Below are 21,519 nucleotides of genomic sequence, written 5' to 3' on the forward strand. Positions count from 1 at the left end.
GGTGCCTGTTTTGGCGTCCTTTTTCCAAGTGGTGACAAAAAGTGCGCCGTATCCCGGAAGGTGCCAAAAAATTAGGCGAGTTCGGAAAGCCCGTTTTCCAGCAGTTTCAGCGCATGATCCCGCGCCGCGCGTCGGACGTTGGCGCGGCCCGCGGCGCCGAACTCGACGGTTTCGGTCAGGGTGGGGTGGCCTGTGACGGCAAGGCCGAAACAGACCCGGCCCTCGGGCTTGAACTCGGACCCGCCGGGCCCCGCGATGCCGGTGATCGAGACCGCAAGCTGCGCCTGGGAATGCGCCAGCGCACCCTCGGCCATCTCGCGGGCGACCTCTTCAGAGACGGCACCATGGGCCGCCAGCGTCTCGGCACGCACGCCCAGCATGTCCTGCTTGGCGGCGTTGGTATAGGTGACGAAGCCTCGGTCAACCACGGCCGAGCTGCCGGGAATGTCGGTCAGCGCGGCGGCGACCATGCCGCCCGTGCAACTTTCTGCTGTGGCGATCATGACGTTCAGCGCCTTGGCGCGGTCGAGCAGTTCGGCGACGGTCATAAGCCCAGTACTCCATGTGAGATCCCGGCCAGGATCAGAACGCCCACGGCCGCGAACAAGCCCGCGATCACGTCATCCAGCATCACGCCCAAGGGGTCGCCACGACGGTCGGCCCAGTCGATGGGGCCTGGCTTGGTGATGTCGAACAAGCGGAACAGCAAAAACCCGGCGATCCAGCCCGGCCACAGGGCGGTGACCGCGATGTCATGCGCCCAGGCCGGATAAGACACGGCCCAGATAGCGATGAATTGGCCCGCGACCTCGTCGATGACGATCTCTGAAGGGTCGTGATCGTCCTGCCCGGCAGTCATGACGCCCGTGGCCCAGGTGCCGGCCGCAAAAACGGCGACGGTTGCGACGGCCAGCAGCGGGAAGCCGCCCAGCAGGTGCAGCGCCAAGGCCAAAGGCAGGGCGGCCAGCGAACCCCAGGTGCCGGGGGCAGGGCGTAGATATCCGACCCCGCCCACGGTTCCGATCAGGCGCGCCAGGGTCATGGTTTCACCAGACAGGCGGTTGCGATAGCGGCGATGCCTTCCTTGCGGCCGGTAAAGCCCAGCCGCTCGGACGTCGTGGCCTTGATCGACACGCGGTCCGCCTCCAGCCCCATGATTTCGCTCATTTTCTGCCGCATCGCCGCAGCGTGCGGGCCGATCTTGGGGTATTCGCAGACCAGCGTGCAGTCGATGTTGGAGATGCGAAAGCCCATGCGCGTGGCCAGATCCACCGCATGGCGCAGAAAGATCTCGCTGGCGGCGCCCTTCCATTGCGGGTCGGATGGGGGGAAGTGCTGACCGATATCGCCCTGCGCCAGCGCGCCATAGATCGCGTCGGTGACGGCGTGCATGCCCACATCCGCGTCGGAATGGCCCTGCAGCCCCCGATCATGCGGGACCTCGACGCCGCACAGGATCACGTGATCGCCCGGTCCGAACCGGTGCACGTCATATCCGTTGCCCAGCCTTACATCCATATCTGACCTCAATATCCTTTCGGCCCGGGCAAAATCCTCGGGCCGTGTGATTTTCAGATTGTCCGCGTCGCCCGGCACGATGGCCACGTTGATCCCGGCGGCGCGGGCAACCTCGACATCATCGGCGGCCCCACCGGGATGCGCGGCATGCGCGGCGACGATGGCGTCATAGCGGAACCCCTGCGGCGTCTGCGCGGCATACAGGCCCGCGCGATCTCGGGTGCCGGTAACTTGGTCGTCGGCCCCGGTCCACAGCGCATCGGTGACCGGCAGCCCCGGCGCCGCAGCGGCGTGGGTGTCGAGGGCCGCCAGCACGTCACCAATGACCCGCGCGCTGACACAGGGCCGGGCGACGTCATGGATCAGAACCTTGCTGACGCCGCGGTCGGCCAGCGCCTGCAACCCGTTGCGCACGGATTCGGCTCGGTCGGCGCCGCCGGGCGCAAGGATCAGGCCGCTGTCGGCGAATTCCGTCCAGGCCTCGGGGTCGTCGGGGGACAGGACCAGCACGACCAGCGGGACCTGCGCCTTGATCCGTTCGATCGTCCAGTCGGCCACACGTCGCCCGGCCAAGGGGCGCCACTGCTTGGGCTGGCCTCCTCCGGCGCGCAGGCCGCGCCCGGCGGCGACGATGATGGCGGCGGTTGTCATGTTTGAATTTCCGACCTTCGTTTGGCTTCCGTGTTTAGGCGGCGGTGAAAGCAGAGGCAATCACTCGCGGTAAGCTGATTAAAAAATAGGCATATGATGATTTTGCGGGCTTGTTGGTCGCGGATTTGTTGTTCATACGCCCCGTATTCGATATGAAAACCGCAATTGCTCAAGGATTAGGCACGTTGACGCTGCGCATTGCCGAGAAAACTTTGACCCCGCCAGTTCTGCTGGCGCCGATGGCCGGAATCACCGACCGGCCGTTTCGCGACCTCGTCATGCGGTTCGGCGCCGGCATGGTGGTCAGCGAGATGGTCGCCAGCCAGGAAATGGTGCAGGCCAAGCCCGGGGTGCGCGAACGGGCCGAGCTGTCGGCGGATGTGGAAAACACTGCCGTACAGCTAGCCGGGCGCGACGCCTATTGGATGGCCGAGGCCGCGCGGCAGGTTGCCGATCGGGGCGCGCGGGTGATCGACATCAACATGGGCTGCCCGGCCAAGAAGGTGACGAACGGCTATTCCGGCTCGGCCCTGCTGAAGACGCCCGACCATGCCCTGACCCTGATCGAGGCGGTCGTGGGCGCAGTGGACGTTCCGGTGACGCTCAAGACCCGGCTGGGGTGGGACGACACGCTGCTTAACGCGCCGGACGTGGCGCGGCGGGCGCAGGAGGCCGGCGTTCAGATGGTGACGATCCACGGGCGCACGCGCTGTCAGTTCTACAAGGGTGAGGCGGATTGGGCCGCGATCCGGGCGGTCAAAGAGGCCGTCAGCATTCCGGTCGTGGCCAATGGCGACATCACCAGCCCCGAGCGTGCGCAGACAGCGCTGGGGCAGTCGGGCGCGGATGGCGTCATGGTGGGCCGTGGCGCGCAGGGCAAACCTTGGCTGCTGGCGCAGATCGCGCACGCGCTGTGGGAAACGCCGGCGCCAGAGGTTCCCGAGGGCGACGATCTGGCCGACATGGTGCGGGTGCATTATGAAGCGATGCTGGGGTTCTATGGCGCCGATCTGGGCCTGCGTGTCGCGCGCAAGCATCTGGGCTGGTACATGGACGAGGCCAGAACGCCGGCGTCCCTGCGCCGCGCGGTCCTGACCTCGCGCGATCCGGCCGAGGTTCTGCGGCTGATCGGCGACGCGTTGACGGAAAATTCCGAGGTGGCAGCATGATTTCGGATCAGGTCATCTGGGCTTCGCTGCCGGTTCCCGCCTTCATCATCGACCCCGAGGATCGCATCGCGGATGTCAATTCCTCGGGTGAGGGGTTCCTGAACGCTTCGCGCAAATCGGTGGTCGGGCATCCGGTCTGGGACCAGATCGCCGTGGACGCGCCGCTGGAAGAGGCGTTCACGCGCGCCCGCGCGCAGGGCACGCCGTTGTTCGTGAATGACGTGGATGTGGGTTCGGGCAATCGCGCGCCGCTGCAATGCGCGCTGCAGATCGCGCCTCTGCTGGGGCATCCGGGGTCGATGATCATGATCGTCTCGCCGCGCGAACTGGCCACCCGCATGACTCGCGGCAACACGGTCAAATCGGCGGCGCAGTCGGCGATCGGCATGGCCGAGATGCTGGCGCATGAAATCAAGAACCCGCTGGCTGGGATCACCGGTGCTGCACAGTTGCTGAGCATGAATATCGGCCCGCAAGATCTTGAGTTGACAGACCTTATCGTGGCCGAGAGTCGCCGGATCGTGAAGCTGCTTGAGCAGGTCGAGCAGTTCGGAAACCTCTCGCGGCCCGAGTTCAAGCCGGTCAACATCCACGATGTTCTGGACCGCGCGCGCCGCTCGGCGCTGCTGGGCTTTGGCGCGGACATGACTATCATCGAGGACTACGACCCGTCGCTGCCATTGGCCTATGGTGATCCGGATCAGCTGTTGCAGGTGGTTCTGAACCTGCTCAAGAACGCGTCCGAGGCCGCCGGCCCCGAGGGCGGGACGATCCGCCTGCACACCTATTTCGAACATTCCTTCCGTCTGCGGCGCAGTGATGGCTCGGGTCACTCGTTGCCGTTGCAGATCGAGATCATCGACGATGGCCCGGGCCTGCCCGAGGACATCCGCGGCGATATTTTCGACCCGTTCGTTTCCGGCAAGGAAAACGGCACCGGCCTTGGCTTGGCACTGGTCAGCAAGATCGTATCCGACCACGACGGTTGGATCACGGCCGAGTCGGTGCCGGGGCGGACAGTCTTCCGGCTGTCACTGCGCCGCGCGCCGCGCGAGGCAGGGCAGGACAAAGAATAATCAAGGAGAACACCAGATGGATGGCACGGTACTGGTTGCAGATGATGACAGAACGATCCGGACGGTTCTGACCCAGGCCCTGACGCGGGCGGGCTGCAAGGTGCATGCGACCTCGTCCCTGACGACGCTGATGCGTTGGGTCGGCGAGGGCAAGGGCGACGTGGTGATCTCGGACGTGGTCATGCCCGATGGCAACGGGCTGGAAATGCTGCCCAAGATCGCACAGGACCGGCCGGGCCTGCCGGTGATCGTGATCTCGGCCCAGAACACGATCATGACGGCGATCCAGGCGGCCGAGGCGGATGCCTATGACTATCTGCCCAAACCGTTCGACCTGCCGGATCTGATGAAGCGCACCGCCCGGGCGTTGGACCGCAAGCAGCGGGTTCAGATCGAACCCGCGGACACATCCGAAGACCGCCCCGACGAGTTGCCATTGGTCGGTCGAACTCCGGTGATGCAAGCCCTGTACAGGTTGGTCGCCCGGGTCATGAACACCGATCTTTCGGTCATGATTTCCGGTGAAAGTGGCACGGGCAAGTCGTTGATTGCGAGGGCAATTCACGATTTCTCAGACCGGCGGACACTGCCCTTTGTGACTGCTACTGCAGCAGACCTGCGCGACCTGGAGGGTCCGGCCCGGGTCATGGCCCGGGTGCGCGGCGGTACCTTGCTGATCGACGAAATTGCAGACCTGGACGATGAAATCCAGGCCCGGATCGTGCGGATGATGGACACGCCCGGCGACCACGTTCCGCGCTTCATGGCGACCAGCCAGTCGGACCTGACAGAGGCGATGGAAAGCGGGCGGGTGCGGCAGGACCTTTATTACCGCCTCTGCGGTGCCACCATCCATGTGCCAGCCCTGCGCGAGCGGGTCGACGACATCCTGCTGCTGGCCGAGCATTTTCTGGCCCGTGAAGAACGCGAAAACGGCACAAAGCGGCGGTTGGGCCCTGACGCGATCGAACTTGTGCGCCGGTATTCCTGGCCCGGCAACGTGCGCCAACTGGAAAACGCTATCCGGCGGCTGAGCCTGACAAGCCGATCCGACGAAATCACCAAGTCCGAGGTCGAGGCCGTCTTGGGCAGTCAGCCCGAGGCCGAACCACTGCTGAGCGGGAGCGAACGAGAGAAGCTGTCTTCGTCGGTTGCGCGGCATCTGCGGCGCTACTTTGACCTTCATGGAAACATGCTGCCGCCACCGGGTCTGTACCAGCGCATTCTGCGCGAGGTCGAGGCTCCGCTGATCGAAATCGCGCTGGATGCGACCGGAGGAAATCAGGCAAAATGTGCCGATTTGCTGGGGATCAACCGGAATACGCTGCGCAAAAAAATCACTGATCTCGATATTCAGGTGACACGTCGGCGCAAACTGATGTAATCTCGCCACACAAACCGTGGCATCCGAGCACAGTCCCGGAAAAGACCACGACATATGGCGGTACGCCGCGAAAGCGGCACATCAGGATGAGGGCAGACGGTGGTATCCCGGGCACAGAAACGGCCGGTATTATCCCTGAATCGGTGGCGTAAGTCCCGGAAACTGCGCAATTTCGGCACATTGGGGCTGGTTGTGTTGGGACCGGTCCTGACCCTTGCGACCTACCTTGTTATCGGGCCGTTTGACCTGGGTGCGAATGCGCCCACGCTTCGGCTGATTCTGCTGGCAGACCTTGTTTACATCCTGGTCGTGGCGGCCCTGGTTCTGGGGCAGCTGGGCAATCTGGTTGCGGCGCGTCGAGCCAAATCGGCGGGCTCTCGCCTACACCTGAGGCTGATCGGGGCGTTCACGCTGTTGGCGCTGGTGCCAACGGTGACGGTTGCGATTTTTGCCGGTCTGACCGTGAATATCGGGCTTGAGGGATGGTTCTCGGACCGGGTCAGGCAGGTTGTCGGATCTTCGCTGACGGCGGCCGAGGCCTATGAACAAGAGCACGAACAGGGTCTGACGCAGGATGCCTCGGTTCTTGCGCGGTTTCTGGACAATGCACGCAAGCTGGACTTCTACATCTCGGATGCCGAGCTGCGCGAGGTGCTGGCCCAGGGGCAGGCACAGATTCAGCGCGGACTGCGCGAAGCCTACGTGATTGACGGCAGTGGCGAAATCCGGGCCCGCGGAGACAGGTCTTATCTGTTCAACTACGAACCGCCGACACCCGAGCAGTTGGAGCAGGCCCGAGACGAGGGGCTGTTGATCATCGCGGACTGGCCCAACAACGAATTCCGGGCTCTGGTGCCGCTGCGAGCCTATCTGGACCGATATCTGTATGTCAGCCGCGCAGTAGATGGCCAGTTGTTGACCCTTTTGGATGACACCAAGGAAACCGCGCAGTTTTATCAACAGTTGGAAAACGAACGGGGCAGGGTGCTGTTCGAGTTCGGGCTGCTGTATCTGGGGTTCGCGGTAATCCTCATCTTGGCGGCCGTTTCGCTGGGCATGTGGTTCGCCGAGCGGCTCTCGCGCCCGGTTGGTCGCCTGACCACGGCCGCGCAGCGGGTCGGGGCCGGTGATCTGGACGTGCAGGTCATCGAAGAGGCCAGCGACGACGAAATCGCCATGCTGGGGCGGTATTTCAACCAGATGACCCGGCAATTGAAGGTGCAGCGGGGTACGCTGCTGGAAAACACCCGCCAGATCGAAAGCCGCCGCCGGCTGTTCGACTCCGTGCTCAGCTCGGTGACTTCGGGCGTGGTCGGGGTGGATCCGGATGGTCAGGTGACATTCGTCAACCGCTCGGCCGAGCGCTTGCTTGACTGGAAAGGCCATGAACAACAACTGGCTATCGGCATCGCCGTGCCCGAGTTCCTGCCTTTGTTCGAAGCGCTGAAAGAAGGCAGCCAGGAAGCAATTCAGGACGAAATCAAGGTCACCCGCAAGGGACAGTTGGAAAACCTGCTGGTCCGGATGGCGACCCGACGCGGCGAGGACGGCAGGCTGGAAGGTTACGTGGTCGCCTTTGACGACGTTACCGATCTGGTCAGTGCCCAGCGGATGGCGGCCTGGGGTGATGTGGCACGCCGCATCGCGCATGAGATCAAGAACCCGCTGACCCCCATTCAGCTGAGCGCCGAACGCATCCGGCGGAAGTTTGCGCGGAAGCTGGATGAAGAGGACAGCGCCAGCCTTGAGTCCATGACCGACGTGATCGTTCGCCAGACCAACGATCTGCGCCGGATCGTCGACGAATTCTCGAAGTTCGCGCGCATGCCCGAGCCCGACCGGCACGAGGAAGACATCGCGGGCTTGGTGCGTGAGGCGGTTCTGCTGCAGCAGGCCGGTCAGCCGGGCGTTCAGATCGATGCGGAGATCCCGGACCAGCCAGTATTGGCTGATGTGGACGCGACGATGTTGAACCAAGCGCTCACGAATCTGATCAAGAACGCCGGCGAAGCGATCGAAACCCTGAAAAAGAAGGGCCCGCCCGACAACCTCAGCCCGCAGATCAAGGTGCGCCTGTCCACGGATGACGACGGAACACTGATCACCATCGCGGACAACGGCATCGGGCTGCCGGAAGACCGGGCGCGGCTGTTCGAGCCCTATGTGACGACGCGCGACGAAGGGACTGGCCTCGGCCTGCCCATCGTCAAGAAAATTATTGAAGAACACGGCGGTACGCTGACCCTTGAGGACGCGCCCGTGTTCGACGGACAGGACCATTTTGGCGCAATGGCCGTGATCCGGTTGCCGAAGGCCAACACGGCCCCGGTCGCAGCGCCGCAGAAGCAGGCAATTAAATCCAAGACACTGAAAGCAGGCCAAAGATGAGCGACATTCTGATCGTAGATGACGAGCGCGATATTCGCGAACTGGTGTCCGACATTCTGGAGGACGAAGGATATTCCACCCGGCTGGCCGGCAACTCGGACGAGTGCATGGCCGCGATCAACGCAGAACCACCCGGGCTGCTGATCCTGGACATCTGGCTCAAGGACAGCCGCATGGATGGGATCGACATTCTGAAGGCGGTCAAACGCGACAATCCGGATGTTCCGGTGGTGATCATATCGGGGCACGGAAATATCGAAATCGCCGTCGCTGCGATCAAGCAGGGGGCATATGATTTTATCGAAAAACCCTTCAACATCGATCAGTTGATGGTGGTGATCCGCCGCGCGATGGAAACGTCGCGCCTTCGTCGCGAGAATGCCTCGCTCAAGCGCAAGGAAGTCAGCAATTCCGATATGATCGGCAAGTCGGCTGCGTTCCGCGCGATGCTGAGCCAGTTGGACAAGGTGACCAAATCCAACGGTCGGGTCATGCTGCGCGGTCCCGCCGGATCGGGCAAGGAAATCGCCGCGCGCTACATTCATGCGCACTCGAACCGGGCGAACGCGCCCTTTGTCACGGTCAACTGCGCCGGCGTCGAACCCGAGCGCATGGAAGAAGTTCTGTTCGGCCGTGAATCCGCCGAACGCGGCGTTGAATCCGGTCTGCTCGAACAGGCCCATGGCGGTGTGGTCTATTTCGACGAGGTGGCCGACATGCCGTTGGGCACGCAGTCCAAGATCTTGCGCGTTCTCGTTGATCAGCAGTTTCAGCGGGTGGGTGGCTCGGACAACGTCCGTGTCGATCTGCGTGTGATCTCTTCCACCAACCGCGACCTTGAAACCGAGATTGCCGCGGACCGGTTCCGCGAAGAGCTGTATCACCGCCTCAACGTCGTCCCGATCGCGGTTCCGTCTTTGGAAGAACGGCGCGAAGATATTCCTGTCCTAGCCAAGCATTTCATCGAGATGTGCAACGAAACCCAGGGCCTCCCCGTGCGCGAGTTGTCGGAAGAGGCCGTCGCTCTGCTGCAGACCATGAGTTGGCCCGGCAACGTGCGCCAGTTGAAGAACCTGGTCGAGCGGGTCTTGATCCTTGGTGATGGCACCGGACCGATCGAAGCGCGGGAATTGCCGAATGAGGAGGAAAAGGCCGACGATTCCGGCCGGGTCGTGCTGTCGGGCGCTCTGGCAACGCTGCCACTGCGCGAGGCACGAGAGGCGTTCGAGCGTGAGTATCTGCTGACCCAGATCAATCGCTTTGGCGGCAATATCAGCCGCACGGCCAGTTTCGTTGGAATGGAACGCAGCGCCTTGCACCGCAAGCTGAAATCACTGGGTGTAGTCACGTCGAACAAGTCGGGCGCGCGGGTGGCGCAACTGGACGAGCCTGAACCGGCGGAATAGGGGCCGGCCATACCGGCAGGACAACGGGAGGCGCCCGGCCATGACGCTATCGATGATCCAGAAGGGATTTCCCGCCTTTGGTCGTCGTCTCAAACGGCTTCGGCGGGCCACCGGGATGAAGCAGGCGGCGCTTGCACATGTGATGCGGGTCGATCAGGCCACGGTGTCGCGCTGGGAAAACGGGGTCCAGACCCCAAGCCCTGAACAACAAGCTGCGGTTTTCACGGCGCTTTCGGATCACCGCGCCGACGATGCAGCACTGAAGCGGCTTGTCGGCAGTTCGCAAGCCTGTCTGCATCTGGTGGACGAAGCGAGCCATGTTTGTCTGGCCTATTCACCCAGCCGCGCACGGGATTGGTCAGCCAGCCAGCACTCGTTGTTGGGGGTGTCGCTGTGGCAGTTTGCGACCGACGAGATCCGCCAGGCCGAAATGGAGCTGACGGACGAGGGTTGGTGGGACCTGCAGGTGCCAAATCCCAAAGCTTTCATCACTTCTCAGGCCGTGCACGACCAGATCACCATCAGCGCAGGCCAAATCGTGTGGGAGCGACTGTATCTGGCCGATGGAACCCCAGTGCGCCTTGTCAGCGGCACGCGCGTACGCGCCGCATAATATATGCGTTCACCTCGCCGGAGGCCGAGGGTAGAACGCGGGTGTGACACAATCTTTTCGCATATTCCTGCAGGTGATCCTGTTATGGGTGGCCGGACTGGGCGCGGCCACGCAGTTCGCCAAGATCGCCGTTGCCTTCGACGCGGTTGGTGCATTGTACCCAGGCTATGGGGATTCGATCGGCTGGTTGTTGTCGATCATCAGTTTGATGGGCGCTGTGCTGGGGGCCATGTCAGGCGCCATTACCGCGCAGTTCGGACCGGTCCGCCTGCTGGTGTTCGGTTTGCTGCTGGGCGGCGTTGTATCGGTGTTCCAGTCCACCATTCCCGGTTTTCACGTGATGGTGGGCAGCCGGATCATCGAGGGCGTTTCGCATCTGGCGATCGTGGTTGCCGCTCCGACGCTGATCGCACAGATCACACGCGGAGCCGCGCGCAATGCCGCCATGGTGTTGTGGAGTTCTTTCTTTGGAGTTGCCTTTGCGCTGAACGCTTGGTTCGGCCTTCCGTTGATCCAGCGTTTTGGATTGGCGGATTTCTTCATGGGCCACGGGTTCCTGATGGCGCTGATTGCAGGACTAGTCGCCCTGTTTCCGCCAAAGGTTCCGCCCATCGCGACGGAACGGCATGGGTGGGGGCTGGGATCCATCCTGCAGACGCATCTAGAAACCTACCGCTCGCCTCGCATGGCAGCACCGGCGATCGGATGGTTCTTCTACACACTGACCTTCGTGTCGTTGCTGGCGATCCTGCCCGGCCGTATGCCCGAAGATCAGTCGGTTCTTGTAGCCAGTCTGATGCCGCTGGCAGGTATCGTGCTGTCGTGGATCGCGGTACCCGTGCTCTTGACGTTCCTGACCGCGGTCACGGTTGTAAATCTTGGTTTTGCGGCCGGGATGGCTGCCCTTGCCCTGCTGTTTTTCGGAGCGCCTCTGCCCATTATCGGCATTGCACTGTTTGCGGTGTTGGGCCTGGTGCAGGGCGGCAGTTTCGCGGCGGTTCCTCAACTGAATGGCTCGGCCCGGGATCAGGCGCTGAGCTATGGGGCGATGGCGCAGATGGGAAATGCGGGCAACCTGCTGGGCACACCTGTTCTGCTTGCAATCCTATGGCGTGCCGGAGAAGGCTCGATGTTCGTGGCCGTACTTGTATTCTATGCAGCCGCCATCGCAGCACATCTGTTCCTGTCACTCCGCCGGCGATCGTCGCCTGGCGATCTGGCCTGAGGTCAGCCGGTCAGCCCGGCAACCCCGGCGTGATGATCTGGAATGAGCCGTCGTCGAATTTTACGAAACAAGAGGCCGTGCCCAATGGCGGCAGTACGGTTGTTCGGGTCGGTGGAACGCCCGACTTGACCGACTGTTTGCAGGGCGGCAGGCTGATGGGGCGGTAGCCCTTCTTGGCCATGCACTGCGCCTCGACCGTGTTTCGCAGCCCCTGATTTACATCTACGGTGTAAACGCGGCCCGGCTCCCACCATCCTCCGGTGTGGTAGCATCGCCCGCGCCCGTCGCAATAGGTGCGGCCCGGCCAATAGGTGGGCGGGCTTTGGCGCACCTGGTTTGCAACCGGTGCATCCTTCAGCGCCTGCACTTGGCATTCGGTCGTTTCGGCCTGCATCCGCGAGACGCTTTCGCCTTCGCGATAATACATCGACAACGGCCCGCATCCGGCCAGCAGGGCAAGGGGAACAAGCAATCGAAGCACTGTTTTCATTCGCTTATCTTGCATCACACAGGCCGTCATGACAATTCGATTGACCGCTCTGTGGGCATCTGTCATTCAAAACGCTCAGGCAGAAAGGCCAAAGGCATGAAGGTCATCATTTGTGGCGCCGGCCAGGTGGGCTGGCAGATTGCTCGGCACCTTTCGGGCGAGTTGAATGACGTCACCGTTGTGGACAACAACCCTGACCTGGTACGCCGGGCGACCGAGACGCTGGACGTTCAGGGCATCGCCGGCTTTGCCAGCTATCCCGACGTGCTCGAGCGGGCCGGAGCCCGTGACGCCGACATGATCATCGCCGCGACCCATTCGGACGAGGTGAACATGGTCACCTGCCAGATGGCGCACTCGGTGTTCTCGATCCAGCGCAAGATCGCGCGGTTGCGGTCAAAATCCTACCTCGAAGCGATCCATCGCGACTTGTACCGCCGCGACCATCTTCCGATCGACGTGGTGATCAGCCCCGAACGTGAAGTGGCCGCCGCAGCCATGCGCCGCCTGTCGGCGCCTGCGGCTTTTGACACGGAACTGTTCATGGATGGCAAGGCGCAGCTTCTGGGCATTCGGATCGCCGAGGATTGCCCGATCGTCAACACGCCCTTGCGCCAACTGACAGACCTGTTTTCAACGCTCAGCGCCATCGTGGTGGGTATTCGCCGCGACGGAACGCTGTTCGCGCCGGAATCCGAGGACCAATTGTTCGTCGGTGACGAATGCTATGTATTTACCAGCGTCCAAGACGTTGACCGCACGATGGAGGTCTTTGGTAAATCACAGAAAAAGCAGGATCGCGTGGTCATCGTGGGTGGCGGGAACGTCGGCCTTGAAGTCGCCCGGACACTGGAAGAACGCGAGGGCCGCATCCGTGCAAAGGTTATCGAGCGTGACCGGCGCTGTGCGGAACTGGCCGCCGAGTCGCTGGAGCGTACGATCGTTCTGAACGGCGACGGTCTGGATTCCGCGCTGTTGAGCGAAGCGGGGATCGAGCGCGCGGACGCGATGCTGGCCGTCACCGATGACGACCGGACCAACATGCTGGCTGCGGTCCGGGCCAAGGCCGAAGGTTGCCCGCTGGCGATTGCGTTGATCAACGACCCCAGCATGGTGGCCCTGATGGGGCCGTTGGGGATTGACGCCTATATCAACCCGCGGGCCACGACCGTCAGTTCGATCCTGCGCCATATCCGGCATGGCCGGGTGCGACAGGTCTATTCGATCGGCGATGCCGAGGCCGAAGTAATCGAGGCCGAAGTGCTATCAACCTCGCCAATGGCCGGGCAGAAACTGCGCGACATCGACTTTCCCGAAGGCGTCCTGGTCGGCGCGGTGCGCAAGGGCGACGAGGTCCTGCGGCCCACTGGCAGTCTGCGGATTGACGAAAAGGACGTGGTTGCGATCTTCGCAATGGCCAATGATGTACCCGAGGTCGAACGCCTGATGCAGGTTTCGATCGACTTTTTCTGATGGCTGTCGCCCGCGCACCCAAAATCAGCGTTATTCGGCGGCTGCCGCTGTTTCTGTTGATCACGGCGGTTGTGTCCCTGGCCATGTGGATCCCGGCAATCTACGCCCTTGCCTTGGATGACCACCCCACGTCGCGTTCGTTTTTTTATTCGGGTTTGGTTGGGCTGTTCCTGGTCACGATCGTTGGTCTGGCGACGGCCAGCAGGCAACCGCGGCGCGGGACCTTGGGACAGTTGGCGGTCCTGCTGGGCTCGCTGACGGTATTGCCGCTGTTTCTGGCCGTTCCGGTCCATGACGCGTTGGGGAACACGACCTTTCTGAACGCCTATTTTGACATGGTCAGCGCCATCACCACCACCGGAGCGGACCTGTTTCCTGACCCCGAGCGCCTGTCGGCGCCGGTTCACCTGTGGCGGGCGCTCGTCGGCTGGATGGGTGGGCTGCTGATGTGGATCTCGGCAGCTGCGATCCTGGCGCCACTGTCGTTGGGCGGGTTCGAGATTACCGCGCGCGGGCAGCCGGGCCGCCCGGTTTCGGGCGTAGCCCAGAGCGAAAAGGTCGACCCGCGGGGGCGACTGCTCCGTGTGACGGCGACACTGACGCCGGTTTACGCCAGCCTCACAGCGGTAATCTGGGTCTTGCTGTTGATCGCCGGAGAAAAGGGCCTGACGGCCATCTGCCACGCAATGTCGGTGATGGCCACGTCCGGCATATCGCCAGTGGGCGGGTTGGAAGGGTCCACCGCCGGGATCACCGGCGAGGCCATCCTGTTTCTGTTCCTGTTCTTTGCCTTGTCCCGCCTGACATTCTCAAAGGACACCGCAACAACCGGCTATTCCCGGCTGGACCACGATCCGGAATTTCGGATCGGCCTGATGATCGTCGTCGGCGTGGCGGCATTGTTGGTCTTCCGAGTGCTGGCCGGCGTTGCCGAGATCGGCGGGCAAGTGACGGGCCTGCAAACGCTGAACGTCATCTGGGGCATGTTGTTCACGGTGATGTCGTTCCTGACGACGGCCGGGTTCGAAAGCGCTTATTGGAACGATGCGCAACAGTTGTCTGGCCTGGGAACACCGGGGCTTGTGTTGATGGGGCTTGCGCTTATCGGGGGCGGGGTCGCCACCACCGCCGGCGGGGTCAAGCTGTTGCGGGTCTATGCTTTGTACCTGAATGGCGCGCGTGAACTGGACAGGCTGATCCACCCGTCATCGGTCAGCGGGGCGGGCGGTGGCAACCGCCGCATCCAAAGCCAGGGCGCGTTCATCGCGTGGGTCTTTCTGATGATGTTCGCGCTGACGCTCGCGTTGCTTGATGTCGTTCTGGCCGCCGAGGGGGTTGGGTTTGAGCGCGCCATGGTGCTGAGCGTCGCGGTGCTGAGCACGACCGGTCCGTTGATCGAACTGGCCACTGATCTGCCGATCCGCCTGATCGATCTGTCGGCCGGGTCCAAGCTGACCATGTGCGCCGGGATGGTGATCGGCCGGCTGGAGACTCTGGCGATCATCGCGTTGATCACTCCGGCCCTGTGGCGGGATTGAACCGGCAATTCGGACCTTCACGTTACTGCCTGATTTTTCATCTGGAATATCTCTGCGCGTCACTCCATACTCGCGCGGAGGGAGCGCGTTGGTCCGCAGCGCGTAAGCAAGAACAACGGCGAGATAACAAAATATGGCTTCGGACAGACAGAATCTTCAGGATGCCTTCCTGAACAATGTACGGAAAGCAAAGGTTCCCGTTACAATTTTCCTGATCAACGGCGTGAAATTGCAGGGTGTCATCACCTGGTTCGACAATTTCTGCGTATTGTTGCGCCGCGACGGACAGTCGCAGCTTGTCTACAAGCACGCGATCTCGACCATCATGCCGTCGCAGCCGATCAACCTGTATGAGGGCGAAGACGCCTCTTGATGGAACATGACCGGAGGCGCACCCGGGCTTGGGTGCTGCATCCCGATATCAAGTCAGATGACCAGCGCCGCGACCCCGTTCCGGCGCTGGAAGAGGCGGTGGCACTGGCTGCCGCCTTGCCCGATCTGGATGTGATCGGGTCCGAGATCGTACGCCTGCCGCGGGCGCAGCCCGGCCTGCTGTTCGGCAGCGGCAAGATCGAGGAACTGGGCGCGCGTTTTGCGGAAAACGAGATCGAGCTGGTTCTGATCGACGGGCCGGTCACCCCGGTTCAGCAGCGCAATCTGGAGAAGGCGTGGAAGGTCAAGATCCTCGACCGGACGGGGCTGATTCTGGAAATCTTCTCGGACCGCGCCCGCACGCGCGAGGGTGTGTTGCAGGTCGAGATGGCCGCGCTCAGCTATCAGCGCACGCGCCTGGTGCGGGCCTGGACCCACCTGGAACGTCAGCGCGGTGGGCTGGGCTTCGTCGGCGGACCGGGGGAAACCCAGATCGAGGCCGACCGGCGCGCGATCGACGATCAACTGGTGCGCTTGCGCCGCCAGTTGCAGAAGGTCGTGAAGACCCGGACGCTCCACCGGGCCGCGCGGGCCAAGGTGCCCTATCCGATCGTGGCGCTGGTCGGCTACACCAACGCAGGCAAGTCCACGTTGTTCAACCGCCTGACCGGGGCCGAAGTCATGGCCAAGGACATGCTGTTTGCCACGCTGGACCCGACCATGCGCCGGATCGAACTGCCCGACGGACCCGAAGTGATCCTGTCGGACACGGTGGGGTTCATCTCGAACCTGCCGACCGAACTGGTCGCGGCCTTCCGCGCCACGCTCGAAGAGGTTCTGGCCGCCGACCTGATCGTGCATGTGCGCGACATCAGCCATGCCGAGACCGAAGAGCAGGCCGAGGATGTGCGCACGATCATGGCCTCGCTGGGTGTGGACGACACCCGCCCTCAGCTTGAAGTCTGGAACAAGATCGACCTGCTGTCCGACGAAGACTGGCAGGCCGTGCAGGCCCGGGCCGAGCGCGATCCGGCGGTGTTTCCGATCTCGGCCGTGACCGGCGAGGGGATCGATCCGCTGCTGACCGAGATCGCCACGATCCTGCAGGGCGTGCGCCGGGAAGAGGTTTTGAAGCTGGGCTTTGCCGATGGCGACAAACGCGCCTGGCTATTCCGGCAGGACGTGGTGCGCGGCGAAAAACAGACCGAGGACGGGTTCGAGATCACCGTTCTGTGGACCGACAAGCAGGCCAACCAGTTCGCGGGCCTCTGACGGTCAGGCCCCGTCGATCTGGCGCTGATGGTCGTCGGCATCGAACCAGCCCAACGACGAGCGGATTTTGTACTCTGCATCCAGCTCCCATTCTTCCCAGCCGCGCGTGATCACCGCATTGCCGGTCCGGGCGTGGTGCCCTTCAAGGGTCCACACGAAAATGGCGTGGGGACCGGCCCATCGCAGCATGTCGCAGCGCACCTCAAGATCGGGAAAGTCGGTATGAAACCCGCGCGCCATGTCGGCGATGGCTGCCCGCCCGACAATGGGGTCGCCGCGATTGATCGTGATCTGCCCGTCCGACGTAAAGAATTCGGCCACGGCATCGGCGTCACCCGAGCTCCAGGCGATGGCATAGTCGCGGGCTAGATTGTTCAGGGTATCGCGCAAACTGGCCATGATTTTCCCCCTCGCGCTGCGGTCCGGGCGCTCCGGAATGGTAGGCCAAGCCACGGGGCCACGTCCACGGGGCGACAAAAAAGGGGCGGGGGTCCGCCGAAATCCCGCCTATTGCGGCATCAGACGGGTGGTCCCGACAGCGGCGGCGCGGGCCAGATCCAGATCCAGCGACATTGGAATGTACTCACCCCTGCGCCACAGCTGCGCCTGATCGTCATAGTAGCGCGACAGGAAATGGCCCGATTGCCCGGTGGCCGTGATGAAGACCGAGCTGTCGGGATCGGCAAAGTCATAGACCCCGCGATAGCCCGCGCCGTGCACGTTCTGGAACGGGTCAGGCCCTTCGCCCGACGTGCGCCCGCGCAGCAGGGTGTTGTCGCCGCCGCTGGTCGATTGGCGGATGTTGACGAAATAGCGCAGCACCGGAACCTCGCCCAGCACCGGGTGGTCATGGGTGGCCTGGTGGGCATCGCCCCAGCGCAAGGATTCCAGTTGGCTGCCATAACGTTCGGAGATCCAGACCAGCGCATCGTCAAGGGCCAGCCGGGCCATGTCGGTGCAGGTTTCCACCGGTGCGCTCTGCCGGACGTCGCACCAGGCCGAGGCCCCGTCGATGTCGCGAAAGACGCGTTCGATGAACAAGGGCTCGACATGCTTGAATTCCTTGGCCAGCGGCCCGAGGTCATCGGCGATCAGTCGTTTTTGTAGCGCGCGGACCCAGGCCGCATAGATCAGCGGCTCGGGCAGGTGCTCGTTCATCTCGCCGTTCCATTCGGCCAGCAGGGTCAAGGCGATCTGGCGCTGGCGTTCGGGGGTGCCTTCGGGCGCGGCCTCGCCGGTGAACCACAGGTCGGCCCCGATCAACGGTAGCAGCGACCGCGCGGTGAAGCTGACCGTGTCCAGCTGCGCCTCGATGAAGCTGTCGCGGGTGTGCACCTCGCGGGATTGCATCAGGAATTCCCAGCGGTGGACGCGCTGCGTATCGCCCCATTCATAGGACACATGCAGGGGGAAGGGCCGGTCGATGATCTTGTTGTTGGTGTTGCCCAAAACGCCGCCGGCGGGGGCCACGAATTCGGGGTTGTCGGAATAGGGCAGACGCCCCTGCCAGCGGTTTGCCGCGATCCAGCCCGGCGTCGGGATGCGGCCGCGGCTTTGGTTGTTGAGGTCGCGGCTGGGCATTGCGCCGATGAGTTTCATGCCGACGGTCGTCTTGTCGACCACCGACAGGTTTTGCGACGGTGCGATGAACCGCTCGGCAGCTTCAATCGCTTCACGCACGGTATCCGCGCTCATCAGCGCCATCGACGCGCTGATCGAGGTGTCGCGCGGGCTGAGCGCCGTCCAGGACAGCGAGGCGACATGCCCCGGCGGTGTGATGGTTTCCAGGTTGTAATGGGTGCCGGGCAGGACGGGGCCGTTCTCGGTCCAGCGCAGAGTCAGAGTGATCGGTGGGGCGCCCTTGATCTCGATGATTGAAGGGCGCGACTTGAAGGGTTTGAAGCCTTCAGGCGTCAGGTATTCCTCGGGGTTGTCGGGATTCACTCTTTCGATATGCACGTCCTGATCGTCCAGATAGGAAGAGGTCAGGCCCCATCCCAGCCGGTCGCTGCGGCCGGACATAACCGCCGGAATGCCGGGGATGGTGGCGCCGATCACGCCGCCCTTGGCCAGTTCAAGACGCGCCAGATACCAGATCCCCGGCGCAGTCAGGCCCAGATGCGGATCGTTGGCCAACAGGGTTCCACCGGTGGCCGAACGCGAAGGAGCCGCAGACCATGCATTCGAGGCACCCGCCAACCCGCGCTGCGGGACCGGGTTCAGCCATGCGGCCGCGGGTTCAGAACTGGCGGCATAGCGGGGCAGGTCGGGAAACAACGCCGCATATTCGGGCAGCGCTGCAATGCCCGCGCCAGGCACGTCGGGCAGAATATCTGACAGCCGCTGCGGATCGTTCAGCATCAACGAGGTGCGCGCCCGCAGCACTTCGTCCTGCAAGTGCCCGGACAGCTGAATCGCCATCAGCTTGATCATGGCTATGCTGTCACCCGGTTGCCAAGGAGCAACCGGTGCGTTGAACAAGAACATTTCGGGCGCTCCGCGGCCCAAGGCGTTTTCGTTGATTTCGTCCAGCCGTGCATTGACACCTGCGGCATAGGCGCGAAGAGCGGCCTTGGTGTAATCGTCCTGAACCTCGAAGGACTGATGCGCCAGCCCGTATAGATCCAGCCGACGCATGAGCTTGTCGATATGCACGGTTCGCTGGCCAAAAACCTCGGACAGGCGCCCCTGCACGGTCCGGCGCATGACTGTCATCTGCCACAACCGGTCCTGGGCATGCGCATAGCCCAGACCGAAGAACACGTCGGGGTCGGTCCGCCCCAGGATGTGAGGCACGTTGGCGGTGTCGCGCACGATCTCGACCGGGGCATTCAGGCCTTTGACCTGCAGCGTTTGATCGTAGTCAGGCAGCGACTGGCTGGCCAGGAAATACACCAGACCGATCGCCGCGAGGGTCAGCAGGACCAGACCCGAGGCGATACGCATCAACCAGCGAAAGACGACACCCATCAGCAGCGCACCATTTGAATTTGCAGATCAGGCGAAGGTTAATTCATGGCTCTGGCGACCGAAAGAGGCCGCGCCGCGGAATCTGCGTCCGAAACGAAAAACTCCGCCACGGCATTGGCCAGTGACGGAGTTTTCTTGAGGGGGCAGGGGGTCAGGGAATGATGCGCGTGTATTTGATGCCCTCGACCGTCGCGCCCAATTGCAGCCCAGCCTGACCGAAGACCGCCGCCAGCACAGGTTTGCGCAGGGTAGTCAGGTCGGTCGACAACTGGTCCGCCTGGTCGCTGACGACATATCCAATGTCCGCGCCGGCGGTCCATCCGCTTGAGCGGCGGAAATCGTTCAGGGCGTCCTCGGTCATGAAGAACAGGACATGGGCGTATTGCTGGGCGCCAATCTGCAGCCCGGCGGTGCCTTTGACAGCCGAGTAGTAGTCGACCGTCGCGCCATTGATGCGCAAGGCGCCTTTTCCGTAGCCACCGCCAAAGACGAACCCCGCCTCGGTGATAAGCGGCATGACCAGCATCCCGTTGGCCTTGTTGGCGATTTCCTGGGTGTTCGGGTAGCGGGTATACATCTCGGTCAGCGTGGCATCGACGCGTGCATCGATCGTTGCCGCGTTCGAGTTTCCGACGCCGTTGCCGCAAGCGGCGGTCAGGGTCAGTCCGGCCATGCCAAAGGCAAAGCCGCGACGGCTCAGTCGTGGTGTGTTGGAACTGCTCATGTTTCTTTTTCTCTGTCGATGTGCCTGAAAAGCCGGGTGGTCCCGGTCTTGTGTGCAAGAATACGCCGAACGGCGTCGGGTGTCACGGGAAAACCGGCAGGCCAAGGCCGGCCGATCGGCGAAAAATCGCGGAGTCCCGCGGGATTAGCCGTGCAGAAGCCGGGCGACCTGCGGTGCGAAATAGGTCAGTATGCCGTCACAGCCCGCGCGTTTGAAGGCCAGCAGGCTTTCCAGCATCACCTTTTCGCCGTCGATCCAACCGTTCTGCGCCGCGGCCTGGATCATCGCGTATTCACCCGACACCTGATAGGCATAGGTGGGTGCGCCAAACGTGTCCTTGACCCTCCGGCAGATGTCCAGATAGGGCATGCCGGGCTTGATCATCACCATGTCGGCGCCCTCGGTCAGGTCGCGTTCGATCAAGCGCAGCGCCTCGTTCGAGTTGGCCGGGTCCATCTGATAGGTCTTCTTGTCGCCGGTCAACGCGCCCGAGGCGCCCACCGCATCGCGGAAAGGTCCGTAGAAGGCGCTGGCATATTTCGCGGCATAGCTGAGGATCATGACGTCGTGATGGCCGGCGGCCTCGAGTGCCTGGCGCATCGCGCCGATCCGGCCGTCCATCATGTCGGACGGGCCGATGATGTCGGCTCCGGCCTCGGCCTGGGCCAGCGTCATCTTGACCAGCGCCTCGACCGTTTCGTCATTCACGATTTTGCCGTCCACCACGTATCCGTCGTGGCCGTTGATGTTGTAGGGGTCCAGCGCCACGTCGGTCATCACCGCGATCTCGGGCGCGGCCTGCTTGATCGCGCGGATGGCGCGGTTCGACAGGTTGTCGGGGTTCCACGCCTCGGCGCAATCCTGCGTCTTGAGGCTGGGATCGGTGTAGGGAAACAGGCAGATCGCCGGAATGCCCATAGCCTGCGCCTCGGCTGCGGCCCTGGCGATCAGATCGACCGAGCGGCGCACCACGCCGGGCATCGAGGGCACGGGCTCTTCGATGCCCTCGCCGTCGCGCACGAAAACCGGCCAGATCAGGTCATCCACGGTCAGGGTGTTCTCGCGCACCAAGCCCCGGATCGCCTCGGACTGGCGGGCGCGACGAAAGCGGCCGTGGGGGTAGGGGGCGATTGTCGGTTTCATGGCGCGTTCTCCTTGAACAGTCGCGCATTGGGTGGCATGAATTTGCACAGGTCTCAAGGGTACCAATGGCCGCGCCGTTGCGATAGAACCGCCTGAGAATTTTGAAC

At 63.0% G+C, this 21,519-nt stretch carries 19 protein-coding genes; 11 read left to right on the forward strand and 8 right to left on the reverse strand.

Annotation, left to right across the window (positions count from 1 at the left end; genetic code table 11):
- Nucleotides 1–71: 71 nt before the first annotated feature.
- The 3 genes from ACR0LD_RS03920 to ACR0LD_RS03930 are packed head-to-tail and all read right to left on the reverse strand — an operon-like array spanning nt 72 to nt 2,169.
- Nucleotides 72–548 carry a CinA family protein gene (locus ACR0LD_RS03920; protein ID WP_170358998.1) on the reverse strand — a complete coding sequence of 159 codons (477 nt, stop codon included), beginning with the start codon at nt 546–548 and terminating at the stop codon, nt 72–74.
- Nucleotides 545–1,042 (reverse strand): phosphatidylglycerophosphatase A family protein, encoded by a 498-nt coding sequence (locus ACR0LD_RS03925; protein ID WP_480635659.1) that lies wholly within the window; start codon nt 1,040–1,042, stop codon nt 545–547. The genes ACR0LD_RS03920 and ACR0LD_RS03925 overlap by 4 nt, the downstream gene beginning before the upstream one ends.
- Entirely contained in the window at nt 1,039–2,169 is a 1,131-nt protein-coding gene (locus ACR0LD_RS03930; protein WP_170418537.1) for a bifunctional 2-C-methyl-D-erythritol 4-phosphate cytidylyltransferase/2-C-methyl-D-erythritol 2,4-cyclodiphosphate synthase, read from the reverse strand. The genes ACR0LD_RS03925 and ACR0LD_RS03930 overlap by 4 nt, the downstream gene beginning before the upstream one ends.
- Nucleotides 2,170–2,321: 152 nt before the next feature.
- Here ACR0LD_RS03930 and dusB point away from each other — a divergent pair, with 152 nt between their 5' ends.
- The 7 genes from dusB (at nt 2,322) to ACR0LD_RS03965 (ending at nt 11,430) form a co-directional block, all read left to right on the forward strand.
- Nucleotides 2,322–3,338, forward strand: coding sequence for a tRNA dihydrouridine synthase DusB (dusB, locus tag ACR0LD_RS03935; RefSeq protein WP_480635660.1), 1,017 nt, complete (start codon nt 2,322–2,324; stop codon nt 3,336–3,338).
- Nucleotides 3,335–4,414, forward strand: coding sequence for a two-component system sensor histidine kinase NtrB (locus ACR0LD_RS03940; protein WP_170359005.1), 1,080 nt, complete (start codon nt 3,335–3,337; stop codon nt 4,412–4,414). The genes dusB and ACR0LD_RS03940 overlap by 4 nt, the downstream gene beginning before the upstream one ends.
- Nucleotides 4,415–4,430: 16 nt before the next feature.
- On the forward strand, nt 4,431–5,798 hold the full coding sequence (locus ACR0LD_RS03945) for a response regulator (protein WP_170338872.1): 1,368 nt from the start codon (nt 4,431–4,433) through the stop codon (nt 5,796–5,798).
- 99 nt (nt 5,799–5,897) lie between these two features.
- Nucleotides 5,898–8,186 carry a sensor histidine kinase NtrY-like gene (locus ACR0LD_RS03950; RefSeq protein WP_480635661.1) on the forward strand — a complete coding sequence of 763 codons (2,289 nt, stop codon included), beginning with the start codon at nt 5,898–5,900 and terminating at the stop codon, nt 8,184–8,186.
- Nucleotides 8,183–9,592, forward strand: coding sequence for a nitrogen assimilation response regulator NtrX (gene ntrX, locus ACR0LD_RS03955; protein WP_170338876.1), 1,410 nt, complete (start codon nt 8,183–8,185; stop codon nt 9,590–9,592). The genes ACR0LD_RS03950 and ntrX overlap by 4 nt, the downstream gene beginning before the upstream one ends.
- 40 nt (nt 9,593–9,632) lie before the next feature.
- Nucleotides 9,633–10,205 (forward strand): helix-turn-helix domain-containing protein, encoded by a 573-nt coding sequence (locus ACR0LD_RS03960; RefSeq protein WP_254434990.1) that lies wholly within the window; start codon nt 9,633–9,635, stop codon nt 10,203–10,205.
- A 43-nt stretch (nt 10,206–10,248) separates the two neighbouring features.
- Nucleotides 10,249–11,430: an MFS transporter gene (locus tag ACR0LD_RS03965; protein ID WP_480635662.1), complete on the forward strand. Its 1,182-nt coding sequence runs from the start codon at nt 10,249–10,251 to the stop codon at nt 11,428–11,430.
- A 10-nt stretch (nt 11,431–11,440) separates the two neighbouring features.
- Here ACR0LD_RS03965 and ACR0LD_RS03970 read toward each other — a convergent pair whose 3' ends face one another.
- Nucleotides 11,441–11,920 (reverse strand): hypothetical protein, encoded by a 480-nt coding sequence (locus ACR0LD_RS03970; protein WP_480635663.1) that lies wholly within the window; start codon nt 11,918–11,920, stop codon nt 11,441–11,443.
- A gap of 96 nt (nt 11,921–12,016) precedes the next feature.
- On the opposite strand from ACR0LD_RS03970, the gene trkA reads away from it, so the two are divergent.
- The 4 genes from trkA (at nt 12,017) to hflX (ending at nt 16,575) form a co-directional block, all read left to right on the forward strand.
- Nucleotides 12,017–13,393: a Trk system potassium transporter TrkA gene (trkA, locus tag ACR0LD_RS03975; RefSeq protein ID WP_093962234.1), complete on the forward strand. Its 1,377-nt coding sequence runs from the start codon at nt 12,017–12,019 to the stop codon at nt 13,391–13,393.
- Nucleotides 13,393–14,931, forward strand: coding sequence for a TrkH family potassium uptake protein (locus ACR0LD_RS03980; RefSeq protein ID WP_170437710.1), 1,539 nt, complete (start codon nt 13,393–13,395; stop codon nt 14,929–14,931). The genes trkA and ACR0LD_RS03980 overlap by 1 nt, the downstream gene beginning before the upstream one ends.
- A gap of 133 nt (nt 14,932–15,064) precedes the next feature.
- Nucleotides 15,065–15,304 (forward strand): RNA chaperone Hfq, encoded by a 240-nt coding sequence (hfq, locus tag ACR0LD_RS03985; RefSeq protein WP_005982826.1) that lies wholly within the window; start codon nt 15,065–15,067, stop codon nt 15,302–15,304.
- Entirely contained in the window at nt 15,304–16,575 is a 1,272-nt protein-coding gene (gene hflX, locus ACR0LD_RS03990; protein WP_480635664.1) for a GTPase HflX, read from the forward strand. The genes hfq and hflX overlap by 1 nt, the downstream gene beginning before the upstream one ends.
- Before the next feature lie 3 nt (nt 16,576–16,578).
- Here hflX and ACR0LD_RS03995 read toward each other — a convergent pair whose 3' ends face one another.
- The 4 genes from ACR0LD_RS03995 to hemB form a co-directional block, all read right to left on the reverse strand.
- Nucleotides 16,579–16,974, reverse strand: a complete 396-nt coding sequence (locus ACR0LD_RS03995; protein ID WP_170359016.1) for a nuclear transport factor 2 family protein — start codon at nt 16,972–16,974, stop codon at nt 16,579–16,581.
- A gap of 108 nt (nt 16,975–17,082) precedes the next feature.
- Nucleotides 17,083–19,545 (reverse strand): penicillin acylase family protein, encoded by a 2,463-nt coding sequence (locus ACR0LD_RS04000; protein WP_480635665.1) that lies wholly within the window; start codon nt 19,543–19,545, stop codon nt 17,083–17,085.
- Nucleotides 19,546–19,696: 151 nt separating this feature from the next.
- Nucleotides 19,697–20,269 (reverse strand): lipid-binding SYLF domain-containing protein, encoded by a 573-nt coding sequence (locus ACR0LD_RS04005; protein WP_093962230.1) that lies wholly within the window; start codon nt 20,267–20,269, stop codon nt 19,697–19,699.
- Between the two features lie 144 nt (nt 20,270–20,413).
- Nucleotides 20,414–21,412 (reverse strand): porphobilinogen synthase, encoded by a 999-nt coding sequence (hemB, locus tag ACR0LD_RS04010; RefSeq protein WP_480635666.1) that lies wholly within the window; start codon nt 21,410–21,412, stop codon nt 20,414–20,416.
- Between the last annotated feature and the right edge of the window lie 107 nt (nt 21,413–21,519).

This window comes from Ruegeria sp. BF8 (assembly GCF_056538625.1).

What these genes read in the sequence shown, in the direction of transcription:
- hfq (WP_005982826.1), top strand. Translation starts at nt 15,065, where the DNA reads ATGGCTTCGGACAGACAGAATCTTCAGGATGCCTTCCTGAACAATGTA.
- ACR0LD_RS03925 (WP_480635659.1), bottom strand. Translation starts at nt 1,042, where the DNA reads ATGACCCTGGCGCGCCTGATCGGAACCGTGGGCGGGGTCGGATATCTA.
- ACR0LD_RS03980 (WP_170437710.1), top strand. Translation starts at nt 13,393, where the DNA reads ATGGCTGTCGCCCGCGCACCCAAAATCAGCGTTATTCGGCGGCTGCCG.
- hemB (WP_480635666.1), bottom strand. Translation starts at nt 21,412, where the DNA reads ATGAAACCGACAATCGCCCCCTACCCCCACGGCCGCTTTCGTCGCGCC.
- ACR0LD_RS03960 (WP_254434990.1), top strand. Translation starts at nt 9,633, where the DNA reads ATGACGCTATCGATGATCCAGAAGGGATTTCCCGCCTTTGGTCGTCGT.
- ntrX (WP_170338876.1), top strand. Translation starts at nt 8,183, where the DNA reads ATGAGCGACATTCTGATCGTAGATGACGAGCGCGATATTCGCGAACTG.
- ACR0LD_RS03920 (WP_170358998.1), bottom strand. Translation starts at nt 548, where the DNA reads ATGACCGTCGCCGAACTGCTCGACCGCGCCAAGGCGCTGAACGTCATG.
- trkA (WP_093962234.1), top strand. Translation starts at nt 12,017, where the DNA reads ATGAAGGTCATCATTTGTGGCGCCGGCCAGGTGGGCTGGCAGATTGCT.
- ACR0LD_RS04005 (WP_093962230.1), bottom strand. Translation starts at nt 20,269, where the DNA reads ATGAGCAGTTCCAACACACCACGACTGAGCCGTCGCGGCTTTGCCTTT.
- hflX (WP_480635664.1), top strand. Translation starts at nt 15,304, where the DNA reads ATGGAACATGACCGGAGGCGCACCCGGGCTTGGGTGCTGCATCCCGAT.
- ACR0LD_RS04000 (WP_480635665.1), bottom strand. Translation starts at nt 19,545, where the DNA reads ATGGGTGTCGTCTTTCGCTGGTTGATGCGTATCGCCTCGGGTCTGGTC.
- dusB (WP_480635660.1), top strand. Translation starts at nt 2,322, where the DNA reads ATGAAAACCGCAATTGCTCAAGGATTAGGCACGTTGACGCTGCGCATT.
- ACR0LD_RS03945 (WP_170338872.1), top strand. Translation starts at nt 4,431, where the DNA reads ATGGATGGCACGGTACTGGTTGCAGATGATGACAGAACGATCCGGACG.
- ACR0LD_RS03995 (WP_170359016.1), bottom strand. Translation starts at nt 16,974, where the DNA reads ATGGCCAGTTTGCGCGATACCCTGAACAATCTAGCCCGCGACTATGCC.
- ACR0LD_RS03940 (WP_170359005.1), top strand. Translation starts at nt 3,335, where the DNA reads ATGATTTCGGATCAGGTCATCTGGGCTTCGCTGCCGGTTCCCGCCTTC.
- ACR0LD_RS03970 (WP_480635663.1), bottom strand. Translation starts at nt 11,920, where the DNA reads ATGAAAACAGTGCTTCGATTGCTTGTTCCCCTTGCCCTGCTGGCCGGA.
- ACR0LD_RS03930 (WP_170418537.1), bottom strand. Translation starts at nt 2,169, where the DNA reads ATGACAACCGCCGCCATCATCGTCGCCGCCGGGCGCGGCCTGCGCGCC.